Raw genomic sequence first — 17928 nt, 5'->3', positions numbered from 1 at the left:
ATGAATATAATAGATATAATTCTTGCCGTCATCCTTCTTTATGGATTGATACGAGGCTTTTTTAGAGGTTTTTTTGCTGAACTTGCTTCGTTGGTTGCTTTTGTGGCCGGAATATATGTTGCAGTATATTTCTCCCATATTTTAAGCGATTACCTTATTGATAAAGTTTCCTGGAGCATTCAGTTTGTAAAATTAATAGCCTTTGTAATCACTTTTGTCCTTATTGTTTTTGTGATCTCCCTTGCAGGAAAATTTCTAACCGGTATAATGAATTTTGCCGCCTTAGGAATTATAAATAAACTGGCAGGTGCCGGATTTGGATTGATCAAACTCGCCTTTATTATAAGCGTGGTGATTATGTTTTTTGGGGAAACAAATGAAGATATTAATATTGTAGAAGAGGAAACCATCGAAGATTCCTTATTATTTCCTCACGTAAAGGCGATTGCCCCTGTTTTATTGCCGGCTATTCTACGGGAAGCAAAAGAAATAGATCTTCTTGAAGAAGATTTTGAGGTATAAAAAAAGGACCGATGTGAACACCGATCCTTTGGCTCCCAAATCAAACAAATTCAGGGAAATATAAATCTTGATTTAGAAATTAAGCTGGTAAACCTCATCCAGTTCAGAATCATTGCTGATGTTAACACCCAGATCCTTAATAATTCCTGAATCTATTCCATACACCCAGCCATGAAGGCTAAGTTCCTGGTTTTTTTCCCATGCTCCCTGCACAATAGAGGTTTTGGCAAGGTCAAAGACCTGTTCTGTAACATTCAATTCCACAAACCGGTTGGAACGCTGTGTCTGGTCTTCAATAGCATCCAGTTCTTCTTTATGCAACCTGTAAACGTCTTTAATGTGACGTATCCAGTTATCTATCAAACCAATAGATTGGTTTGTCATGGCCGCATTTACGCCGCCGCATCCGTAATGCCCGCAAACAATCACGTGCTTCACCTTTAATGCATTCACAGCATAATCCAGTACGCTCAACATGTTCATATCAGAATGGACAACCATGTTGGCTATATTCCTATGGACAAAAACTTCTCCAGGTTGAGCTCCAATAATTTCATTTGCAGGAACCCTGCTATCTGCACAACCTATCCATAATAAAGGAGGTTGTTGTCCCTTTGATAGCTTGTCAAAATAATCGGGATTTAAATCCAGTTTACTCTTTACCCATTTTTTATTATTCTCAAGTAGAGATTTATAAAATGTACTCATAATGTGATATTTTTTAATTAATAATTAATGTGCTCCTTCTAATACGTTCACTCCAAAAAATTCGCGATAGCTTGGCGGGTTTTCAACCACACCCCTATCTGAAATTAAATTGATAGTGATATTTTTTCTCTCGGCCGTTATTGAAAAATCATCAAGGATTTCCAAAACATCCAGGTCAAGGGATTTTGTTTTTCTTACATCCAGGGTAAGATAGGTGTCTTTTGGCAATGCATACAATTCTCTTTGAATGGCTGCTTTATTCAAAAAGGTTACTTCCTCTGCAAATTCCATTTTAATCTTGTGCAGGCCATTGGATTTATCTTCCATATGAAGAAAGTGAGAGTTTTTGTAACTGTTTATCAATATAGTAATTATTCCCACAGCCAAACCTAATAAAATACCCACCAATAAATCGGTTGCAACAATCGCTATAACAGTTACCAAAAATGGCATGAATTGGGTTTTTCCAAGTTTTGACATCTGGAAAAATTGCTTCGGATTTGCAAGTTTATAACCAATAATCAACAATACTGCTGCCAAAACCCCTAATGGGATCAGGTTTAAAAACCGCGGAATTAGGATTACACTTAACAACAATAAAAGCCCGTGCATAACAGTAGAAGCTTTGGTTTTTCCTCCGCTCATAACATTTGCAGAACTTCGAACAATTACCTGGGTTATTGGTAAACCACCCACAAGACCGGAAAAAGTATTCCCTATACCCTGGGCCACCAATTCCCTGTTGGTTGGGGTTACTCTTTTTGCAGGATCAAGCTTATCTGTGGCTTCCACACTTAATAAAGTTTCCAAACTGGCTACAACGGCAATGGTAATAGCCACGATAAATACCTGTGAATTTCCTATTTGAGAAAAATCAGGGAATGTTAACTGGCCTAAAAATTCCGATACATTATCGGGAACCGGTACAGTTACTAAATTAGCTCCTGTAATTTCAAATACTGAGCCGCTGCCTTGAAAAATAAGCATATAAATAACACCAACAACTACAGCTACCAGTGGGCCGGGAATAAGTTTAAAAGCCTTGTGCTTTTTTGCAAGAACTTTATCCCAAATCAATAGGATTGCCAATGAGATTGCAGTAATAACCACCACTCCTGTCGCAACAGAATTTAACATATTTACTAAACCAGTATAGATATCAAATCCGGTGGTTTCAAAAAAGGCAAACGGTGTTTCCCCATCTTCGTAGCCAAGCGCCAAAGGGATTTGTTTTAAAAAGATAATGATCCCAATTGCAGACAGCATTCCTTTAATTACTGAAGATGGAAAGAAATAACCAATAACCCCGGCTTTTAAAATTCCAAGAAGGATTTGAAGCAATCCGGCAATTACTACAGCTACCAGAAACAATTCATAACTCCCCAAATCGGAAATTGCGGTTAAAACCACTACTGCCAATCCTGCTGCCGGACCACTAACTCCAAGGGAAGATCCGGAAATGGAACCTACAACAATACCTCCGATAACGCCGGCAATAACGCCGGCAAATAAAGGAGCTCCACTGGCCAGGGCTATTCCCAAACATAATGGCAAAGCAACAAAAAATACTACTAAACTTGCAGGCAAGTCGTTTTTTAAATTTTTAAACATACGATATGAAATAATAGGACGATTATCTACTGCCCTTTCAATTTCAGGTTTAATTATAAACCTGATTTAGAGAAAGATGCTCCTAACAATCGGAAAATTTGCGAATAATTTGAATTTGAATATTCAGAAACAGCACTAGATTACCTACCCTTTATGCCTCATAGAAGCACACATAGGCTATTCCGATTTTGAAATACGGTTGCTGAAACTAAAGATTCTCTAATGAAGAAGTATTATGCAATATCCGGAGGAGGCGATATTACTTCGGGATATAATAAATCAAGGTCACTTTTTACCTTATAGGCTATTACTTTCTTCTTTGAAAGTAATCCAATACTAAGATGGTTTGTATCGTTATCGTGGAAAGTGAATTCTGTAAGAGTTTTGCCTTCTTTAGACTGTTCCTCTTCAGTCATGGAAAAAACATAGGAAATATCTGAATGCTTATCAATTATGACCACTATCGTTGGGCATAAAAGAAAACTTATAAAAAGAAATGCCAGAAGGCCAGCTGTTTTTTTCATCGGTGCAAAAATAGCATTTAACAAGCTATATCAAAACTTAAAGCGATAATTTAAACTAAGGTTAACATCAATAAAAACTATTTATAAGAATCGCACCTCATTTTTTGTAATCCAGCCCTGCGCACCGTTTGATAATTCAAGTTTAATCCAGTCCTGAAATGTCTCCAATACTTTTAGTTTTGTACCTTCATGCAGGAGGAATAATTCATCACTTCTAAGGTTAGGCTCACTCCTCACAGGAACCTCTTCCGAAAATATTATAGCATACTTGCTGTTTTGAATCGATACCTGCTGCTGATACGCAAAACCTACCGAGCCTAAAGAAACTATTAGAAAGAAGATTGAAACACCAAAAAAGATTCTTTTAAATTTTGCTCCGGCACTGAAATAATACAGCAGGAAAAAAATCGCAAAAATCACAGAACTTACTATTGCCATCCAGGCCCAACCATCAAAACTGAGTTTGGAAATCGTATTGTTAATCATTTTGGATAACCCTGTTTCAGGTACATCTGCAATATCATCAATAACCATATTCCTTGCAAATTCAAGGTTATTCTTTATATCCTTATCCTTAGGTTTTAACTGAAGTGCTTTTTCGTAATAATAAACACTTGGTGCAATATTATTTAATTTATAATGCGTATTGGCTAAATTGAAATACAAGGCAGCTGAGGTTTCTCCATTGCTGAGAATTTGTTGATAATTTTCCAATGCCTCCTGATAATTCCCCGCATTATAATCAGCGTTCGCCTCCTCAAATATGGCTTCATTTTGAGCCATTAGTGGGATACAGCAAAACATTAAAAAATAAAATAGTAAGATCTTCATGATTTATAACTGTTTATCTAAAGCTGAAATTGTAATAACGGCCTTTTCGTATTCCTCGCGCATGGTATCACTTGAAGAAGGTGTATAACGTGCAAATTCGCAACTTTTAAGGAGTGACATGAATTCCATGATAGCCGGTTTATCCACCTTTGCTTCTTCCAAAAGGCTTATGATCTTCTCCTTGCTCATATCTGTGGTCTGTATATGCAACTTGGCTTTAAGGTAATTGTGCAGCGCTCTTTCCAAAGCAATGTAAAAAGCTGTTTGATCGCCAAGATTCTTTTTTGCTTCTGAAAGATACTTACGTGCGAGTCTATTAGCTCTTTTAATTCTGTTTCCAGCAACATCATTTGCCAGTTCTGTTCGTTTTTTTCCTAATAAAATACCCAAAACAACAAGAAGAAATGGGGAGAGATAAAGGGCCCAAAAGGACCAACCTCCAAAAAAGCTACCGGAACCAACAGGATGCAAACCGGGATTTAATTTTATATATTTAAATTGATTTTCCACGATTCCTACCGGCTGCTTCACTCCGGTCACCGAGCCTCCGGAGGCCATTGAACTTCCTGCCGGAGCGGCAGAAACATCCAAAAGGATCTCGCCGGAGGTGATGGTTTTATAACTTTTACTGTCTAAATCAAAATAAGAGAATGAAAGTCCGGGAATTGGGAATTTCCCTTTTTGAGTAGGAACAATGGTAAAATTATCAGTCACACTTCCCTGGGTTCCATTAAGATCTGTCCGGACATTTTCACTGCGTTCCGGCTCATATTTTTCCAGCGAAGCTGGTACCTGCAATTTCGGAAGTTCAAATAATTTTAAATTCCCTTTACCGCTTACTTCAACCTTTACAGTTAAAGATTCGGTTGCGGCAAGTTCGGTTTTACCGGGGATTACCTTAAAATCAAATTTTCCAACTGCCCCTGTAAATCCTGCCGGTTTATTCGCTTCTGGCAAAGGTTTCACATTAATGGTCCTTTTCCCGGCTGCAACGGTTTTGTCAATGGTTTCATAAAGTCTGCCTCCAAAAATATCCCTGCGGTTACTGGGAACATCTACAGCGACCGAAAGCGTTAAGGGCTCGATATCCAGTTCTCCTGTTTTTTGAGGGTATAAAATTGTTTTTCGAAGTATTACAAACCTGTACGGTTCTCCCTGATATGCGCCGTTTTCTATTTTAAGCTGTCGAATATCAATATTCTGACTCCAGAAATCACTGTAAACAGGATTATCCAATTCTCTCCAGTTGCTCACACTAACCCTGGGGCTCACATAAAGTTTGTAAACTACGGTTATGGCTTCATTGAGATAGGGATTGGAATTTGATATTTCTGCCACCAAATGCAGATTTTCAGATGCAACAAAATCAGAATTATTTCCATCGGTAGGTTTATCCACCGCAGCGGTTACTTCCACCTGAACCGGCGAAGTTTTGTACGTTGTTCCGTCAATGGTGATCTCTGCCTGTCCTATGGTAAATTTTCCCCTGGAGGTTGGTGCCAAAAAATAACTGTATGTTTTTGAATAGGTACGCTTCCCGTTTATCCAGCTGTTACTTACCGCCTGGTTTGGGCCACCAACCACTGTAAATCCGATAAAAGAGGGCGCCTTAAAATTATCTCCATCCTGATTCATTTCAAAATCTACCCGAAGACGTTCATTCATCCCCAGTTTATTTTTACTAACCTCTGCAACAAATTTCACCTGGGCAAAACCAATGCCTGAGATAAGTAAAAAAAATGATACTATGAATATTCTTAAATTCATTCCTAATTAAACTTTTTAATCCCTTATTGAGGGTTTAACCCGCCTGACGGACGGACTGGTTCCCCGAGACCTGCCCGAACTATTCATGCGGGCCTGCCTCGAATTTTTTAAAAGTATTTTCTAATTCATACCTCCTGGTTTGCCCCGAGGTTTTTGATTTGAAGCTTTATATGGACTTTTACCAGTCCTTTCCTGTCCTGGTTTTAGCTCCCTGCGCTTTTTGCGCATTTATTTTATCCTGAACCTTCTTCTCTTCATTATTCATCGCTTCCAGCAAACTTTTTATTTGCTGTGGAGATAGTTGTCCAGGTTGGGGCTGTGGTTGTTGGGGTTGCTCCTTCTCCCCATCTTTTCCTTCGTCTTTCTTCTGATCTTTAGGGTCTCCATTTTCATCCTCTTTTTCAGGTTCTTTTTTGGATTCATCTTCCTTGTCACCACCCTTATCTTCATTTTCTTCTCCGTTCTTTTTATCCTGATCTTTTTCTCCTTCATCTCCTTTTTGATCTTTTTCCTTGTCCTTTTCCCCTTCGTCCTTATCTTGTTGGTCATCATCTCCGCCACCGCCATCTTTTTCCTCCTCTTCCAGCATTTTCTTTGCTAAAGCCAGGTTATAACGGGTTTCCTCATCTGATGGATTACTTCTTAAAGCATTTTTATAGGCTTCTACAGCTTCTTTATATTTCTTTTGCTCCATAAAGGTATTGCCTAAATTATGGAAGATCTTATGCTTGGAGTCCTTGGTTTCGGAAACTTCAGCAGCTTGTATGTAACGTTGCGTTGCATTTCCCGATTTTTCCTTGCCGTAATACATGTTGGCCATATTGTAACGCGCAACTTCGCTGTCAGGATTCTTGGCAACCGCCTTTCTATAAGAAGCTTCTGCAGAAGCAAAATCATTCTCACCCAGCTTTTCTTCAGCCTCCTTCAGGAATTTATTTGTTTGCTTTTCTATCTTTTTTTGCTCCTCCTCCATAGTTTGGGAATAGGAAGTCCCGGAAATTAAAAAGCCTGCACCTATAAATAAGTACACAAAAAATTTATATGTTATTAGTATATTTTTCATCTTCTTACTTGCTTCCTCTTTCATTAAACAGGTTTAATTTTTTCACCCAGGCAGTTTTTCTTTCTAACATAAAAATATCTGCCAGCAGCAACAAAATAGCCAATCCTAAAAACCATTGGAACTGGGATTGATAATCTGCAAATTGTTTTGCTTCAAATTCGGTTTGATCCAATGTTTGAAGAAATTCTGCAACTTCTCCTGTCACTTCAGAGGTAACATTCCCCTGGATATAAGTTCCGTTGGCAACATCGGCAATGTCTTTTAAGGTTTGATCACTCATCCTGGTGATCACGGTTTCCCCATTTTGATCTTTTTTATAGGATTGGATTACTCCGTTTCTTTTAATAGGAATAGGACCGCCTTTGGGAGTTCCCACGCCAATTGTAAAGATACGTATCCCTTGTTCGGCAGCTTCCCTGGCCACTGCCAATGCATCTCCTTCGTGATCTTCGCCATCGCTGATAATTATTAGAACCTTGCTGGTTTGGCTGTCTTCATCAAAATAGGTTGTTGCCATTTTTATCGCTTCTTTTATAGCCGTGCCCTGGGATGAAACCATATCGGTATTCATGGACTGCAGGAACATTTTTGCTGAAGCATAATCTGTGGTTATAGGCAACTGCGGGAAAGCACTTCCTGCATAACCGATTAGTCCAATTCTGTCACTCCCCAAATTATTGATAACCTGAGTAACCAGTTGTTTTGATTTTTCAAGCCTGTTGGGAGCTACATCTTCTGCTTCCATACTTTTAGAAACATCCAGCGCAAAAACAATGTCGACCCCTTCCCTGGTAACCGTTTCCATTTTGGTCCCGATTTTTGGATTTACCAAAGCAAATGCCATCGCCCCCAAAGCAACCAACAAAAAGGCGAATTTAAGAGCCGGCTTAAACCTGGATCTATCCGGACTTAATTGCATTAGCATTGCGGGTTTTGCAAATTGCTTTTGCTTTCGTCTTTTCCAGAATAATTGCAGAAAATAAAACAGGAGCAACACCGGAACGATGAGCAATAACCAGAAAAATTTTTCCTCTTCTAAAATATACATTTAAATGCTCCTTTATTGTTCAATTGTCACATTCCTTTGAAAGAAATATGCGTTGCTATTTTTAAATTTAAATAAAACTTCTGAATACCGTAAACCTCAAAAAAAGTTCCAAAATCAACAAAAGTCCGGCTAACAATAAAAATGGCCGGAACCTTTCCTCATAATTGGTATATTTAAATTCTTCGATCTCCGTTTTTTCAAGGCTATCTATCTCTTCATAGATCTCTCCAAGTTTTTCATTATCAGTTGCACGAAAGTATTTCCCGCCTGTTGTTTGCGCTATCTCCTGCAGTAATTTTTCATCTATTTCCACCCGGGCCATTCCGTATTGAAACTGGCCATTTGGAAGTATTCCAATGGGAGATAATGCCATCCCATTGCTTCCAACTCCTATGGTATATACCTTGATTCCGTATTCTACGGCAAGTTCACTCGCAATTTTTGGGTCTATAAATCCGGAATTATTTACCCCATCTGTAAGTAAAATAATGACTTTGCTTTTTGCTTTACTATCCTTTAATCGGTTAACAGATGTTGCGAGCCCCATTCCTATGGCGGTCCCGCTTTCAATAACGGTATTGTATTTTATCTCGTCAAGGGATGTAAGCACGATAGCCTTATCACTGGTCACCGGGGTTTTTGTAAAACTTTCTCCCGCATATTCCACCAATCCAATTCTGTCTGAGGGGCGGCCTTTAATAAAGTCGGCTGCTACTTCTTTTAATGCTTCCAGCCGGTTTGGCTTAAGATCCCGGGCAAGCATACTTGCCGAAACATCTATGGAAAGCACAATATCGATCCCCTGGGTAGAACTTGTTCTTGTGGAAACATCGGTAGTTCGGGGGCGTGCCATCGCAGTTATTAATAATGCCAGCGCTATCAACCTCAGCAGGAACAATCCGTGTCTTAAAACAGGTAACATGCTACTTTTAGCCTTAAATCCCCGGATACTTGAAATCCTTAGTTCTGCCTGTTGCCTGTTTCGCTTCCAGAAATACCAGGCCGCGGCTATTGGCAGTAAAAGCAATAACCAGAAAAACTGAGGGCTTTCGAATGTGAAGTTTTCAAACATTAATTTGTGGGATTTTCAAATTCAACCGAATTTATAATGCGGTTTGCAATTTCTTCAGCAAAGGGATCCTGTTCATCAAAGATCACAGTGATTTGTTGGAAACCCTGATTCACTCCAAAATTCAAAATAATATACTCTTTTTTTACAGCACGCTTTGTTGCTGGGTTTTCCAGCTCCAGTGTTCCAAAAACCTTTACCCCTTCAACACCCTGTATTGTGTTGTATTTTTCATCTTTTACAATAATATTTTTTGCACCTTTTTTCTCAAGATTTGCATAAACACCTTCCACAGCAGTATTGAGATCGAATTTTGCTTCTTTTTGAAATTTCAGGGTGCTAACCACCACATAAAGATCATTTTCCAGGCTTCCATCTATAAAAGTTTCATCTCCAACCAGCATTTCATTTGCTTCGTCCGGCCTTTCTATTATTCCGCGGGTTAGTACCCTTGGGGTTGTGATAGAAACCAGGGGGTCTCCATATTCACTTTGTATCCATTCGCCTTCCAGCAATTCTTTGGTCTCATTCCCAATTAAAATGTCTTGTAAATAATCATAGCCTTTTGTTGTAATAAGTGCAGTGACGACTATTGCAATTACCAGAACACCGGCCAGCACTCCATAAATTATTTTTTTGCGTTTGCGCTTTCTAAGTCGCTCAATTCTATAAGCTTCATCTTTTAAAAGTTCCTCTTCGGTAGGTTCCGGAATAGCGGCTTTTGTATCATTTATAACGTGCTCGATTTTACTACGGTCTCCTTTAGCAGTGATAACATCTGGTCTGGAATTCGCAAATTTCGCAAGATCTGCACGTTGTAAAATTCGTTTCAACTCATCGATGGTTTCACGGCTTAACTTCAGCTGTCCGGCTTCCATTTTTATTTCGAGGTCATGGATAAGTTCTGAAGTGGTGCTTTCCATAGCACGTAAATGAATCTCATCTTCCAGATAACGCCGAACCGCTTCGGTTAACTTCGAATAATATTCTTTCGTTTGTCTGTTTTCCAGAAACTGGGATTGATCCAGTTGTTGCAATTCAAACAAAGCTCTTTCATAAGGCGGCAATTGTTTGGCCGCTTCCTGTTTTTTCTTCCTTCTCCTGAAGAAATAATATCCTAAACCTATCAGCAATAAAATACCCAGAAACCACCATACCCAATTTGGAATTTGAAATCCTGAAGGGACTTCCATCGCAGGTTTAATAGGATACATTTTTTGTTTGGTTGTATCTACAACAACATTTGAAACCTCCACCCGCATGGAATCTGTAAAATACGGGGTGTCATTTACAAGAACTCGCTGCCGCGGAATCGTATAATTCCCGGAATCAAATTGCGTTAGCGCATATTCCTTAAAGAGACGAAACCGGTTTTGAACCCTGGAAGTATCGGTTTGCAGGGATTCAACAACCTCCATTGGATTAAAGGTTTGCCCTTCAGGAAAAACCACCAAATTCGTAGAATCTGTTTCCACCTGAATACTGTAGATAATTTGTTCTCCAATCTTTATTCTGGTTGAATCTATTGCAGAAGAAATTTTTGTTTCCTGAGCAAAACCGGAAAATGAAGTAGCTATAAAAATTGAAAAAAGAAGAAATTTATGAAACGCAGTATTTGCAACTTCAGGAAATCTGAAAAGCTCAGGTATCTTCGATTTTATGATAAACGTATTTAAATTTGAATATTTTTTGGTCATATTTTTCTTATCCCCTTGTTTTAAAATATCCCAATAATTTTTTGACGTAGCTTTCATCTATCCGGGTGCTCAAACTTCCGGCACCACTCTTTGTGAAACTCTCCCTGAAGTAATTTTCACGATCCCTGAAATATTCGGCATAAGAATATCGAACAGATTTTGAGCCGGTATTTACCATCATCAATTCCCCCGATTCCCTGTCCAGCATTTGCACCAAACCAAGGTTAGGAATTTCTTCTTCCCTATGATCATAAACGCGAATCCCGGTAACATCGTGTTTTCCACTGATGATCTTTAAACTATGCTGATATCCATCATCGATAAAATCTGAAAGCACAAAAACGATGGCCTTTTTCTTCAGAACATTGGTGGCATATTTAAGCGCTTCGGTTAGATTGGTGCTTTTCCCTTTTGGTTCGAATTCTATAAGTTCCCTGATTATCCGCAATACGTGAGATCTTCCTTTTTTAGGCGGAATAAACAGCTCCATTTGATCTGAAAACAGTAGAAGTCCTATTTTATCGTTGTTTTGAGTCGCAGAAAATGCCAACGTGGCAGCCACCTCGGTAATAATATCTTTTTTAAACTGATCCCCGGTTCCAAAAAGTTCAGAGCCGGAAACATCTACCAGCAACATCATCGTAAGTTCCCGTTCCTCTTCAAATACTTTTACAAAAGGCTCATTATACCGGGCAGTTACATTCCAGTCTATACTTCGAACATCATCTCCAAACTGATAACTTCTAACCTCGCTAAAAGTCATTCCCCTGCCTTTAAAAGTGGAATGATATTCCCCTCCAAACACATGATTGCTCAGGCGCTTGGTCTTGATCTCTATTTTCCGAACTTTTTTGAGTAATTCCTTCGTATCCATTCTTTACGTTTCCTGAGTCTTTCCCGATGAGAAAAGGAACCAACTATTTTTTTAAAAAAAATTCCCTTTGGAGGATTTAAGGCCTTTTTATGGAACTTCTACCTCATTTATAATTCTGCTGATGATATCTTCAGAAGTTACATTTTCAGCTTCGGCTTCATAAGTTATTCCAATTCTGTGTCTTAAAACGTCGTAAACTACCGCTCTTACATCTTCAGGAATCACATAGCCTCTTCGTTTTATAAATGCATAACATTTAGATGCGATCGCAAGGTTAATACTTCCCCTTGGGGAAGCTCCAAAATTAATAAGCGGTTTTAACTCTTCAAGTTTATATTTTTCCGGAGTTCTGGTGGCAAAGATGATATCGAGAATATATTTTTCAATTTTTTCATCCATATAAACTTCTCTCACCGATGCCTGTGCCTGTGCGATTTGGTCCAGGGTCACTACCTGGTTTACCTTTTCGAAACCACCTCTTAAGTTGGCGCGAACAATTTGTTGCTCATTAGCCATTGAAGGATATTTTATAACTGTTTTCAGCATAAATCTATCCACCTGGGCTTCTGGCAAAGGATAGGTTCCTTCCTGTTCTACAGGGTTTTGGGTAGCCATTACCAGAAATGGCCTGTCGAGTATAAAAGTTTCATCACCGATGGTTACCTGTTTTTCCTGCATGGCTTCCAGTAAAGCCGACTGTACTTTTGCCGGTGCCCTATTAATCTCATCTGCAAGTACAAAATTGGCGAAAATAGGCCCTTTTTTAATGCTGAAATCACTCAGCTTCATATTATAGATCATGGTTCCCACAACATCTGCCGGTAAAAGATCGGGTGTAAATTGAATTCTGCTGAAAGTTCCATGAACTGCCTGAGAAAGTGTATTGATAGCAAGGGTTTTCGCCAAACCGGGAACACCTTCCAGCAAAATATGCCCCTGGCCCAAAAGACCAATTAACAGGCGCTCTACCATATCTTTTTGGCCTACAATAACCTTGTTCATTTCTCCGGTAAGAAGATCTACAAAAGCGCTTTCCCGCTCTATTTTTTCATTTAAGCTTGAAATATCTACTGAAGCGTTATTTTCAATCATGGAATATTTTTTTAAGAATGTGAAGATATTCACAAATTACGAACGATGCAAATACGCAATTATTGAACCAAAATTGCTCAAAAAGCAAAAAAAGACCGCCTTTTCAGACAGTCTTTTTCAGTGATTAATTTTAATCCTTATAGGTCTTCAAGAAAAATAACCTCAAGATCAGCTGAAGCGCCGGAAGAAACCTGAACATTATTGATAACTTTCACGGCTAATCCGGATGTAACAGCAGGAGTTACAGTTACCTGGTAAGTACCAGCGGGAACTCCATTAAGCGAAAATTTTCCATCGGCAGCAGCATAAGCTGTGATGGTATTGGCAGCATTTGCAGCCTTCACCACACTCTGACTTAAAGAAGGCTGTACTTCTCCTTTAATAATTCCTGTATCTTTCAAATTAACAAGACGAATAACAGGTTTTAAAATGTAACCTCCTGATGCACCTGCAGACACAATAGATTGATCTACATCAAAATCCAAAAGATATTCATATTCCATTCCTGCTTCCAGTTCCTGGTTTACCTGAAGCTTCAATCCAGATTGTTCTGTACTTGGAGCGGAAAGGTTTACCACGGTACCAACTTCATCATTAAGAACAATTGTGTTGTCTGGTCCTAAGATCAATCTAATTTGTCCTAAAGTTCCCGGTTCCATTTCAGAATTGGCAAGCATCTGTGTTACTCCACCTGTTAACTCTAAAAGATCATAGATTCTCGGTTCAACTCCGGATAAACTAACCCAGCCTTCCTCATCGGCTGAAGTATTTGATTTCACCTTCACATCCTGAACATCGATAAAAACATTTTTATAATCTCCGGGGGCATCCGTCATACTTACTTTTACTCTTGCCTTTCCTTCCGCATCAGAATCGTTATCGCAGCTGTAAAACATAGTAACTGCCATTGCAATGATTAACATTGCTGTAATTTTCCTTACACTAAACTTCTTTGAGTACATTTTCATATTTGTTTAAATTTGGGTTCGGGCTTAAGAACGCGATATTGTTCTATAGATTATAAAGGATATATACAATTAACTTTTTTTAACACTGCTTAACCCTCTTTTACAAACTTAATACCGGTGTAAGCAATACATTTTATACCTTAGAAACTTTAAAATAAATATCTAAATATGAATAAAATAGCCCTTATTACCGGTGCCACCAGCGGAATTGGAAAAGCAACTGCACACGCATTTGCTTCAGAAAAAATTGATCTCATTTTATGCGGAAGAAGGAAAGAGCTTCTTTTAGAGCTTGCTTCAGAATTATCAAAAAAAGTTTCAGTAACGACCCTGGTTTTTGATGTTCGTGATAGAACCGAAGTATTCAAACAACTGGAAAGTCTTCCTTCCGAATTTAAAAAAATCGATATACTCATCAACAATGCCGGAAATGCTCATGGTATGAATGCTATTCAGGATGGAAATATAGATGATTGGGACGCCATGATAGATATCAATGTGAAGGGGCTGCTTTATGTGAGCAAAGGGGTAATTCCGCAAATGGTGGAACGCAAATCCGGACATATCATCAACATAGGCTCTACTGCCGGAAAGGAAGTATATCCCAAAGGGAATGTGTATTGCGCAAGCAAATTTGCGGTTGATGCCATTAACCAGGGAATGAGAATAGATCTTAACAAAGCAGGAATCCGGGTGGGCGCAGTTAATCCCGGACTTGTAGAAACGGAATTCAGCAAAGTTAGGTTTAAAGGGGATACTGCAAGGGCAGAAAAGGTTTATGAGGGATTTCAGGCTTTAAAACCAGAAGATATTGCAGATGTTATTCGTTTTGTGGTCACTCGTCCGTACCATGTAAACATCGCAGATCTTACCGTGATGCCCACCTCACAGGCCAGCAGCACCATTATTAACAGGGATTAACAAAAAAGAAGAGAAAACAACTATTTTAACCCAGCAGAAAACACCAACAATTTCAACCGATGATCAACAAACGGCTTTTAATAAAAAACCTGCTTGCGCATAATGACGAGAACAGCTTTTACGATAAAAAGCGGTTGCTTAATATTAGCCAAAAAGAAGGAAAAGCAAAGTTTTTAAAACACGTTTGTGCGCTCGCTAATTCCAATCCGTATAACAATTCCTATATTGTGATTGGGGTAGAGGATGAAGACAATCATATTACCGGGGTAGATTTTTTTGATGACAGCAAGATCCAGAACCTCGTGAACGCATATCTTTCTAATCCCCCAATGGTTTCCTATGAAAACATTCCATTTCCGCATTTGCCTGATAATCTGGTAGTTGGCTTAGTGACAATCCGGCCAAATTTTGGTAAAATTTGCTCGTTGCGTAAAAACATCTGGAAATATTATGGCGGCTCGGTTTTTATAAGGGAAGGCAGTATAAGTATGCCCAAAATCTTTGGAATAGAGATTAAAGATGTGAATTCAAAAATCGTGGATTCGATAGAAAAACACGCCCAAAACAACATTGAGCTCACCCTGGATGGCGTTTTTGACTTTATGAAAAAGCGAAAGGATTATAATCCTGAATATAAAGTTTTTAAGGAATATTTTGTGGTTTGCTGGGCCGGTAAAATTAAGAAGATCAAAAATGAAATTTATTATTCCAGGGTGGATATTGAATTGATAAATGAACAGGTAAAACTCTTTTATTCAGATCTGGATGAAGTGAGCATAAGTATTGATAAGGATTATTTCAAGATCGTGGAATATGTGCATTTAGGACTGCAGAATAAATTTCAGTATTACCCACTGGAGGAAGTTCAAATTAAATTCAAGGATAACGCGGGATATGAAATGGAAAGTAAGCTTTTATTTGATCCGCCTAAATTTGATAAAAAGATCTTATATCATATTTATAATTCCAACAATGCCCTTATCTCTAAACTGAAAAACGGGGCCGCACTTAATAAAAATGAAGAGAAAGACCTTTTAAATCTTCCTGCCACTTATTTGATATGCTATTTCAACGATTTTGAATTGGCGATTCAGAAACTGGAATCGGCAAAAGAAGTTTTAAAAAAGCATAGCCAAAAGCTTTATCAGTCTTATAAAGAAAGTATGCGCATATTAAGAAAGGTACAATACAGTTAATGATGAAAAGAACTATTGCAATTGGGGATATTCACGGCGGTTTAAAGGCTTTGGTACAGCTTCTTGAGGAAATCAATATCACCCCGGTCGATACTCTTATTTTTTTGGGGGACTATGTTGATGGATGGAAAGATTCCGCAAATGTTGTTGGCTATTTGATCGACCTAGCAAAACAAAATACCTGCATCTTTTTACGCGGAAATCATGATGACCTCACCTATCGCTGGTTAAAAACCGGGGAATTAAACGAGCAATGGCTGCAACATGGCGGCCAGTCAAGCATTGATGCTTACCGGGATTTTTCTTCAAAAGAAATAAAAAGTCATCTGGATTTTTATGAACAGATGCTAAATTATTACATCGATAAGCAAAACAGGTTATTTGTTCATGCCGGTTTTACAAATCTTCATGGTCCGGAACAGGAATATTATGAAAGTGGGTTCTACTGGGATCGCACTCTATGGGAAACAGCTTTATCACTGGACAAAAGCTTACCAACTACTCATAAGCTCTATCCTGCACGCTTAAAATTATTTAAAGAAATTTTTATTGGCCATACTCCGGTTTCACGAATAGATGAAGAAAAGCCTGTAAAAATGGCAAATGTTTGGAACATTGATACAGGCGCAGCATTTAAGGGAAAACTTTCCGGGATAGATGTAGATTCTAAAAATGTATGGCAAAGTCAACCTGTATATAAGCTATACCCCAAGGAAGAAGGCAGAAATTAATATAAATTTTAGGAGGAAATCTTAATAACTTTATATCTTTGAGGTTTACCTAAGTTTAGTTGCACAATTTTTGATTATATTTTAAAAAAAATAGCCTACGCTTTACAGAAAATTATTTTGTATTGTAAGGAAAACCCCTAAAGATAAAAAGCTATGGCCCTGGATAACATTCGATTAGAAGTCATGCAAACCGTCGAGAAATCGGTAGATGGTTTTATAGATAAATACTTAATTCCTGTCGAGGAGATTTGGCAACCTACAGATCTTTTGCCAAATCTTCAGAATGAAAATTACATGGATGAAATTGTCCAGATTCGGGAAGAAGCTCAGGAATTAGGATACGATTTTTGGGTTGTGCTTGTAGCCGATATGGTTACTGAAGAAGCTTTGCCTACCTACGAGTCCTGGTTAATGGATATGGAAGGGGTCGAGCAACACGGAGCTTCTCACGGTAAACAAAATGGATGGGCACGATGGATACGCCAATGGACCGGAGAAGAAAACAGACACGGAGATACCCTTAATAAATACCTTTACCTTTCCGGACGTGTTGATATGAAGGAAATTGAAAAAACCACGCAATATCTTATCAATGACGGATTTGATATTGGGACAGGAAGAGATCCTTATAAGAATTTTGTATATACCAGTTTTCAGGAATTGGCTACCAATATTTCACACAAAAGAGTAGGGCAACTTGCCAAGAAAAAAGGCAATAAAATGCTCGCTAAAATGTGTAGCGTTATTGCCGGAGACGAGATGAGACATCATTTGGCATACCGGGAATTTGTAAAAGTTATATTTGATTATGATCCAAGTGAGATGATGCTCGCTTTCCAGGATATGATGAAGAAAAAAATCGTAATGCCCGCACAATTTATAAGAGAGTCGGGAGATGATATCGCCACCGCTTTTGAGAATTTCTCCAATGCGGCTCAACGACTTGGTGTTTATACCACCTACGATTACATAGATATTCTTAAAAAATTAAATGACTATTGGGAAATTGACAAGTTCACTTCCCTTACCGATGATGCTGAAAAAGCAAGGGATTATTTAATGGCACTTCCGGATAGAATGACCAGAATTGCAGGCAGGATTTCTATCCCACAGGATCAGCACCAATTTAAATGGGTAGCTGCCAATGGCAGGCTTTAATCATCTAAATGCTGAAAAATAATTGATACTCAGAATGAAATATACGAAACCCGCTCTTTTAGCGGGTTTTTTGTTAAATTTAATTTCAGGAGTAGATTTCAGCAAAAGAACATTATAAAGTTGTTTTTATTTCTTAGTATTACTTTTA

At 38.4% G+C, this 17928-nt stretch carries 17 protein-coding genes; 5 read left to right on the top strand and 12 right to left on the bottom strand.

Features of this window, described 5'->3' with window-relative positions:
* Positions 1-522, top strand: coding sequence for a CvpA family protein (locus tag ACKGJN_RS03300; RefSeq protein ID WP_409538003.1), 522 nt, complete (start codon positions 1-3; stop codon positions 520-522).
* Positions 523-594: 72 nt separating this feature from the next.
* On the opposite strand, the gene can is transcribed toward ACKGJN_RS03300, so the two are convergent.
* The 12 genes from can to ACKGJN_RS03240 form a co-directional block, all read right to left on the bottom strand.
* Complete coding sequence (gene can, locus ACKGJN_RS03295; protein WP_409538002.1) at positions 595-1230, bottom strand: carbonate dehydratase; 636 nt, start codon at positions 1228-1230, stop codon at positions 595-597.
* Positions 1231-1254: 24 nt separating this feature from the next.
* Positions 1255-2841 carry a SulP family inorganic anion transporter gene (locus ACKGJN_RS03290; RefSeq protein WP_409538001.1) on the bottom strand — a complete coding sequence of 529 codons (1587 nt, stop codon included), beginning with the start codon at positions 2839-2841 and terminating at the stop codon, positions 1255-1257.
* Positions 2842-3074: 233 nt separating this feature from the next.
* Positions 3075-3365 (bottom strand): hypothetical protein, encoded by a 291-nt coding sequence (locus ACKGJN_RS03285; RefSeq protein ID WP_409538000.1) that lies wholly within the window; start codon positions 3363-3365, stop codon positions 3075-3077.
* A gap of 81 nt (positions 3366-3446) precedes the next feature.
* Positions 3447-4196, bottom strand: a complete 750-nt coding sequence (locus tag ACKGJN_RS03280) for a tetratricopeptide repeat protein (protein WP_409537999.1) — start codon at positions 4194-4196, stop codon at positions 3447-3449.
* Between the two features lie 3 nt (positions 4197-4199).
* Entirely contained in the window at positions 4200-5963 is a 1764-nt protein-coding gene (locus ACKGJN_RS03275; RefSeq protein WP_409537997.1) for a BatD family protein, read from the bottom strand.
* 178 nt (positions 5964-6141) lie between these two features.
* The gene (locus ACKGJN_RS03270) at positions 6142-7050 is read right to left on the bottom strand and encodes a tetratricopeptide repeat protein (protein ID WP_409537996.1); all 909 of its coding nucleotides are present in this window, start codon (positions 7048-7050) and stop codon (positions 6142-6144) included.
* On the bottom strand, positions 7031-8074 hold the full coding sequence (locus ACKGJN_RS03265) for a VWA domain-containing protein (RefSeq protein WP_409537995.1): 1044 nt from the start codon (positions 8072-8074) through the stop codon (positions 7031-7033). The genes ACKGJN_RS03270 and ACKGJN_RS03265 overlap by 20 nt, the downstream gene beginning before the upstream one ends.
* Positions 8075-8141: 67 nt before the next feature.
* Entirely contained in the window at positions 8142-9146 is a 1005-nt protein-coding gene (locus tag ACKGJN_RS03260; RefSeq protein WP_409537994.1) for a vWA domain-containing protein, read from the bottom strand.
* On the bottom strand, positions 9146-10897 hold the full coding sequence (locus tag ACKGJN_RS03255; RefSeq protein WP_409537993.1) for an LPXTG cell wall anchor domain-containing protein: 1752 nt from the start codon (positions 10895-10897) through the stop codon (positions 9146-9148). Before ACKGJN_RS03255 ends, ACKGJN_RS03260 begins: the two co-directional genes overlap by 1 nt.
* A complete protein-coding gene (locus ACKGJN_RS03250; protein ID WP_409537992.1) occupies positions 10848-11714 on the bottom strand; it encodes a DUF58 domain-containing protein in 867 nt (288 codons plus the stop codon). The genes ACKGJN_RS03255 and ACKGJN_RS03250 overlap by 50 nt, the downstream gene beginning before the upstream one ends.
* Positions 11715-11801: 87 nt before the next feature.
* The gene (locus tag ACKGJN_RS03245; protein WP_409537991.1) at positions 11802-12806 is read right to left on the bottom strand and encodes an AAA family ATPase; all 1005 of its coding nucleotides are present in this window, start codon (positions 12804-12806) and stop codon (positions 11802-11804) included.
* A 137-nt stretch (positions 12807-12943) separates the two neighbouring features.
* Positions 12944-13768: a DUF4382 domain-containing protein gene (locus ACKGJN_RS03240; RefSeq protein WP_409537990.1), complete on the bottom strand. Its 825-nt coding sequence runs from the start codon at positions 13766-13768 to the stop codon at positions 12944-12946.
* Positions 13769-13942: 174 nt separating this feature from the next.
* On the opposite strand from ACKGJN_RS03240, the gene ACKGJN_RS03235 reads away from it, so the two are divergent.
* The 4 genes from ACKGJN_RS03235 to ACKGJN_RS03220 all read left to right on the top strand — a co-directional run bounded on the left by ACKGJN_RS03235 (position 13943) and on the right by ACKGJN_RS03220 (position 17780).
* A complete protein-coding gene (locus tag ACKGJN_RS03235) occupies positions 13943-14695 on the top strand; it encodes an SDR family NAD(P)-dependent oxidoreductase (RefSeq protein WP_409537989.1) in 753 nt (250 codons plus the stop codon).
* Positions 14696-14754: 59 nt separating this feature from the next.
* Complete coding sequence (locus tag ACKGJN_RS03230; protein WP_409537988.1) at positions 14755-15891, top strand: ATP-binding protein; 1137 nt, start codon at positions 14755-14757, stop codon at positions 15889-15891.
* Between the two features lie 2 nt (positions 15892-15893).
* Positions 15894-16622, top strand: coding sequence for a metallophosphoesterase family protein (locus ACKGJN_RS03225; RefSeq protein ID WP_409538377.1), 729 nt, complete (start codon positions 15894-15896; stop codon positions 16620-16622).
* A gap of 153 nt (positions 16623-16775) precedes the next feature.
* Positions 16776-17780, top strand: coding sequence for an acyl-ACP desaturase (locus ACKGJN_RS03220; protein ID WP_409537987.1), 1005 nt, complete (start codon positions 16776-16778; stop codon positions 17778-17780).
* Positions 17781-17928 lie beyond the last annotated feature (148 nt).

Source organism: Gillisia xinjiangensis (genome assembly GCF_046298265.1).
Lineage (GTDB): Bacteria > Bacteroidota > Bacteroidia > Flavobacteriales > Flavobacteriaceae > Gillisia > Gillisia xinjiangensis.
The sequence above is the reverse complement of the archived record's forward strand: the minus strand, read 5'-3'. Positions and strand labels throughout refer to the sequence as shown.